The sequence below is a fragment of the Buttiauxella gaviniae ATCC 51604 genome (genome assembly GCF_001654835.1).
Lineage (GTDB): Bacteria > Pseudomonadota > Gammaproteobacteria > Enterobacterales > Enterobacteriaceae > Buttiauxella > Buttiauxella gaviniae.
This window is the reverse complement of the sequence record NZ_LXEP01000067.1, coordinates 1-4,651: the sequence shown is the minus strand read 5'-3', so window position 1 is coordinate 4,651 and position 4,651 is coordinate 1. Positions and strand designations below refer to the sequence as shown.

Sequence of the window (4,651 nt, the reverse complement as noted above, 5' to 3'; positions counted from 1 at the left end):
CCCCGTCCGGAGGCCGGGTCGTCGCCTGCACTCCAGTGGGCGGCGCGCAGCCCCGCCAACTTCCGCAGAGCCACCGGGGTGTCTCTGTCCTTGCGGATAGCAAGCGATGCCTGAACTGCCCGCTTGCAGCTGCCACAGGCAGCAGCCGCTTTCACTGGCCGCGCGGCGGCCGCTCAGGATAACGGGCCTGTAGCCCGCTTCTGTCGTCCCTTTTGATTCCTGTGTTGCGGTGTACCTGTGGCCGTGACAGACGCTGCCCCGACCCGTGCCATTCACAAGGGTAAAGGCTGGCGCCCGTTTCCTCCCCCGTTCGCGCGCCTTCCCGATGGTCAGTTGCTTGCGCTGCGGCCTCGGACACGCCCTTGTGCCTGTCACTAATGGGACGGGGCGGTCTTGAGTCACGGCCCCAGGCTCCCCCGCTTCCGAAGAAGGAATGAAAAGGGAAACGCCAGAAAGAAGCCGGGGAACCTTCCTGAATCTGTCGGAGATAGCGTGATGAGCGAATTAGTTTTTTACCCGAAAGGCGCGTTTCACTACGAAGACGCGTATCTGAATGACGGCGTGTACACCAACGGCTGGGGCCAGACACTGGAAGCCCTGAATGCCCGGGGCTGCGAGTACGTGCTTATCCCTCTGGATGAGGCGCGTGAATGTATCGGTGCAGCTGCCCGTCAGCCAGTGCGTGAAATTACCGAAGCGGAGTTCACTGAAAAGCTGTACGTGCTGCCGCCGATGGGCTGGCACGCCGGGGTGCATTCCCAGTCATTCAAATTCAGGGAAATGACCTGCCTGGATATCACCGATATCTATGCGGAAGTGGACGGGCGTTTTTTCACGCTGACGGATAAAAGCAGCCTGAGCCATGAGCAGATTGTCAGCCGTATTACTGAGGAGGTGCTGAAACCCGAGGCGCGGGGGCAATAAAAAAGCAGAGCGGGCGCTCTGCTTATTCACTCCGGCCTGTTCGAGCAGGTCGGATAATTCAATGTCAGTTATGAGGACAAATCATGAAAGACAAATTCATCGTCGCATGTCAGGAATATTTTGTAAAGCAGAAGGGAACGAGAAGGGCGCATCAGCGGCAGATCCGCGAAACGCTACCGGAGGAGGCCATCACGAAACGCCTGCGCACACTGGCTAAAGTTATTGCCCGTAGTGAGCGGCGTCACCAGCCGGTGCGTATTCCGGCACTCAACGGAGCGGAATGGGGTCAGGTACTCCGGACGCTGGAGCTGAAACGGGCTTATGCCTGATGTGTTGCCGCCCCTGTGACCGGGGGCGGTTTTTAACCTGCTGCTGTCTGCGCCCGGCATTGAGCCGGACGCAGACAGAAATACCCCCCCCTGACTGCCCGGAGAACGATGATGAACCACACTTTAAATGCCCCTTATGGCGTCACTGCTATTCAACTGGACAACGGTGATGAAGCCATTTATCTGCATGGCGAGTGCCTTGCCCTTGCCGATTTTCAACAGCGTGATGATCCCGTGATTGCCACGGGTGAACGTCTGGCGGAGGTGCTGGGCGTGCCGTTCACGCTGCTGACGCTGCCTGTTCCGGCGCATGAAGAGTGGTGCTGGAATGAAGTCGTGGAGGCGCTGGGCTGGGGTAAAACCGTGAAGCTGGGTCGCATGGTGATGCGTCCGGTGCTGGAGTGCTGTATCTCGCATATCACCGCTGATGACAACACGTTGCTGACGGAGCTGTGCCGGGAAAAATTTGAAGGGGAGTGGATCATGGATACGGGCGTCGGGTATCTCATTCGCCTGGATGCACGGATGCACGGATGCACTCACTGATGCATCTGAAGCGCTTTAGTTTATCCCGCGACGCTCGCTGGCTGATAGCCTGGTGCATGAAACATGCGGATATCAGCATGATCCATTTCTCGCAGGCGGGTGATGAACTGGAGCCGTTTACCACCTTTTACTGGTAACACCGGCCCGGCAGAGGCCGGGCCGTTTTGTTGTCCGATCACCGTTCCGGTATTCGCCCTCACCACCGTCCGGGCTTGCAGCAGGCCACAGGCCTGCGCCGCCCCGGCACTGCCGCTGCCACGTCAGTGTAAGGCCGGGGTGATAACACCCCGATGATTTCCTTCCGGCGTGTTCCTTTTCATCTGTCGCTGTACCCGCCTGCCTGCTTCGTGACAGAACGTATCCCGGACCGGTTATGCCACAAGGGTAAAGGCTTGCGCCCGCTGTCTCCCCCGTTCGCACTTTCTCCCTCCGGTCGTGCGCTTGCGCTGCGGCCTCGTCATCGCCCCTGCGTCATTCCCTGAAGGTCCGGGATGTTCTTGTGTCACGGCAGGCGGCCACCACGACAGATAATCTGAAGCAGCCCACGCCAGAAGAAACCCGACACCCAAAAGGAGAAAAAAATGACCCGTTTAGCATCCCGTTTCCGTGCCATGAATGTGATCCGCAAAGAACGCGCCCTGACCAATGAAGAGCTGATGAGACACGTTCCAAGTGTATTTTCAGAAGAAAAACATGAATCACGCAGCGACCGTTATACCTACATACCGACGATCACCCTGCTGGATAATCTGCGCGGGGAAGGGTTCCAGCCGTTCTTTGCCTGCCAGACCCGCGTGCGTGACAGCGGAAAGCGTGAGCATACCAAACACATGCTGCGCCTGCGCCGTGAAGGTCAGATCATGGGAAAAGAAGTGCCGGAAATTATTTTGCTGAACAGTCATGACGGGAGCAGCAGCTATCAGATGATCCCTGGCATGTTCCGCTTCGTCTGCGCGAACGGCATGGTCTGCGGTCAGAGCTTCGGGGAAATTCGGGTGCCGCACAAAGGGGATGTCGTCGGGAAAGTCATTGAGGGCGCGTATGAGGTGCTGGGGATTTTTGACCGTGTCACTGAGTCGCGTGAAGAAATGCAGTCCATTACGCTCAAACCGGAAGAGCAGCGCATTTTTGCGGAGCTGGCGCTTGACTGGAAATATGACGGAAAAGGGGACGGTAAGCACATCCCGGTGACACCGGATGCGGTGCTGAATGTGCGTCGTCATGAAGACAAATCAGATGATTTGTGGACCACCTATCAGCGCGTGCAGGAAAACATGATCAAAGGTGGTGTGACGGGACGCAGTGCGCAAGGGAAGCGTCAGAGAACACGCCCGGTGACCGGTATCGACGGGGATGTGAAGCTGAACCGGGTGCTGTGGGAAATGGCGGAACGAATGAAACAACTGAAATCATGATGGGAAAGCGACAGGGATAATCCCTGCCTTTTTTGATTGTGCAGGTGTGTGGCATACAGGTATTGAACCTGCATGTCACACATTAGCATTTCAGTTAGTCTGCTGACCATTTACCGCCGGTTGGTCTGCCGGAGTGATGACCGTTCTGGCCTGTCGCACTTTCTTCCCGGTTTTCTTTTTGCTGTTCAGGATGTCGCGAACCGCTTTAATCCCGACAGTGATCCCCACCGATTCCAGCGCCGTTTTGATATCTTCCGCACTATATCCTTTCGATTCTGACAGCAGAATAATTTGCGGCATGAGCTGCTCGAGCACGCTCGCCTTTGTCAGTCTTTTTTCTGTCAGATCGGGTAATTCATCCAGCGCCGATTTTGCCAGTTCCACATCATCTGCGGTAAACCATTTCTTGTCTGTTCTGGTATCCATTATTTTCCGTTTCCTGCTACTCAGAGGGTCAACAATCCAGGCCGATTATAACCCGTTCTGGTGAGACAAACCAAACACCCGCTTTTCTGGCGTGAGCCGGTGACGGCAACGCAAAAATCACCTATACTTCAGAACATAAATCGAAAACTGACGTAAAACGTGGGACAGGGTATGTTTTGTAGCACCGCCTGCACGCAGACGGTCCCACAAAACGGCCTGGTCAGGACTCCGTCCCGACACCCTGACAGATTGTGCCCACCTCAATTGAGGGGGAGTGTGAAAGATGAGTAAGAGTGAAAAACGCCAGAGAGCAGCCCTGTTACCCAGCGTGCGCTGTTTTCCGGAAGAGAAGGAACAGATAAAAGTCAGTGCCGCTTCTGCTGGTCTTTCGGTGGGAGAATATCTCCGGCGTTGTGCCCTCGGTCGCCGCATTGTGGCCAAAGGGGATACACAGCAGATGAAAGAAATTATGAAACTCGGTGGTCTGCAAAAGCACCTGTATCTGGAGATGCAAAAGCAGGGGATGATGACCACGCAGCTGAGCAAACAGTTTGCAGAGACACTGACCGCCCTGCAGATTGCCCTGATGAAGTTTGATGCGAAAAGCCTGAATAATACTGAGGACTGATATGCTTGCAGTGGTTCCACCGAAACGTCGTGACGGCAACTCCAGCTTTGTGAAGCTGGTGTCGTATACCGTCTGTCGTGAGGATGTGAGCCTGAGCGAAACCCTGTCCCCGGATACCCCGACGTTCCGCCGTCCGCGCTCTGAAGAAGCCATCTTTAATAACCTGGTCGGTTATGCGACCCGCAACGCGTTGCCGGATTCTGAGGATGTGATTGCCACCTTCCCGGACGGTCGCCAGCAGGTAAAATTTGACAAGGTTATCTGTGAAACCAACTGTTTTTCTCTGGCGTCCGCTGCCAGTGAAATGAACATGGTGGCCATGCAGAACTCCCGCTGTCAGGATGCGGTTTATCACACCATCCTGTCGTGGCCAGAGGGTGAAC

Annotated in this window: 8 protein-coding genes; 7 read left to right on the top strand and 1 reads right to left on the bottom strand. The window is 55.8% G+C overall.

Annotation, left to right across the window (positions count from 1 at the left end; translation table 11 throughout):
* Nucleotides 1–495 precede the first annotated feature (495 nt).
* The 5 genes from M977_RS23615 to M977_RS23600 all read left to right on the top strand — a co-directional run bounded on the left by M977_RS23615 (nt 496) and on the right by M977_RS23600 (nt 3,214).
* A complete protein-coding gene (locus M977_RS23615; RefSeq protein ID WP_064519570.1) occupies nt 496–924 on the top strand; it encodes a hypothetical protein in 429 nt (142 codons plus the stop codon).
* 83 nt (nt 925–1,007) lie between these two features.
* Nucleotides 1,008–1,253, top strand: a complete 246-nt coding sequence (locus M977_RS23610) for a hypothetical protein (protein WP_064519567.1) — start codon at nt 1,008–1,010, stop codon at nt 1,251–1,253.
* Nucleotides 1,254–1,361: 108 nt separating this feature from the next.
* Nucleotides 1,362–1,799, top strand: a complete 438-nt coding sequence (locus M977_RS25725) for a DUF5983 family protein (RefSeq protein ID WP_209438626.1) — start codon at nt 1,362–1,364, stop codon at nt 1,797–1,799.
* Nucleotides 1,787–1,936 carry a hypothetical protein gene (locus tag M977_RS25435; RefSeq protein WP_157092140.1) on the top strand — a complete coding sequence of 50 codons (150 nt, stop codon included), beginning with the start codon at nt 1,787–1,789 and terminating at the stop codon, nt 1,934–1,936. Before M977_RS25725 ends, M977_RS25435 begins: the two co-directional genes overlap by 13 nt.
* A gap of 444 nt (nt 1,937–2,380) precedes the next feature.
* A complete protein-coding gene (locus M977_RS23600; protein ID WP_064519562.1) occupies nt 2,381–3,214 on the top strand; it encodes a DUF932 domain-containing protein in 834 nt (277 codons plus the stop codon).
* Between the two features lie 90 nt (nt 3,215–3,304).
* On the opposite strand, the gene M977_RS23595 is transcribed toward M977_RS23600, so the two are convergent.
* Nucleotides 3,305–3,640 (bottom strand): hypothetical protein, encoded by a 336-nt coding sequence (locus M977_RS23595; RefSeq protein WP_064519560.1) that lies wholly within the window; start codon nt 3,638–3,640, stop codon nt 3,305–3,307.
* A gap of 283 nt (nt 3,641–3,923) precedes the next feature.
* On the opposite strand from M977_RS23595, the gene mobA reads away from it, so the two are divergent.
* The gene (gene mobA / locus M977_RS23590; protein ID WP_064519557.1) at nt 3,924–4,268 is read left to right on the top strand and encodes a plasmid mobilization protein MobA; all 345 of its coding nucleotides are present in this window, start codon (nt 3,924–3,926) and stop codon (nt 4,266–4,268) included.
* A 1-nt stretch (nt 4,269) separates the two neighbouring features.
* A partial coding sequence (locus M977_RS23585; protein ID WP_425339058.1) for a relaxase/mobilization nuclease domain-containing protein occupies nt 4,270–4,651 on the top strand: 382 nt, incomplete at its 3' end.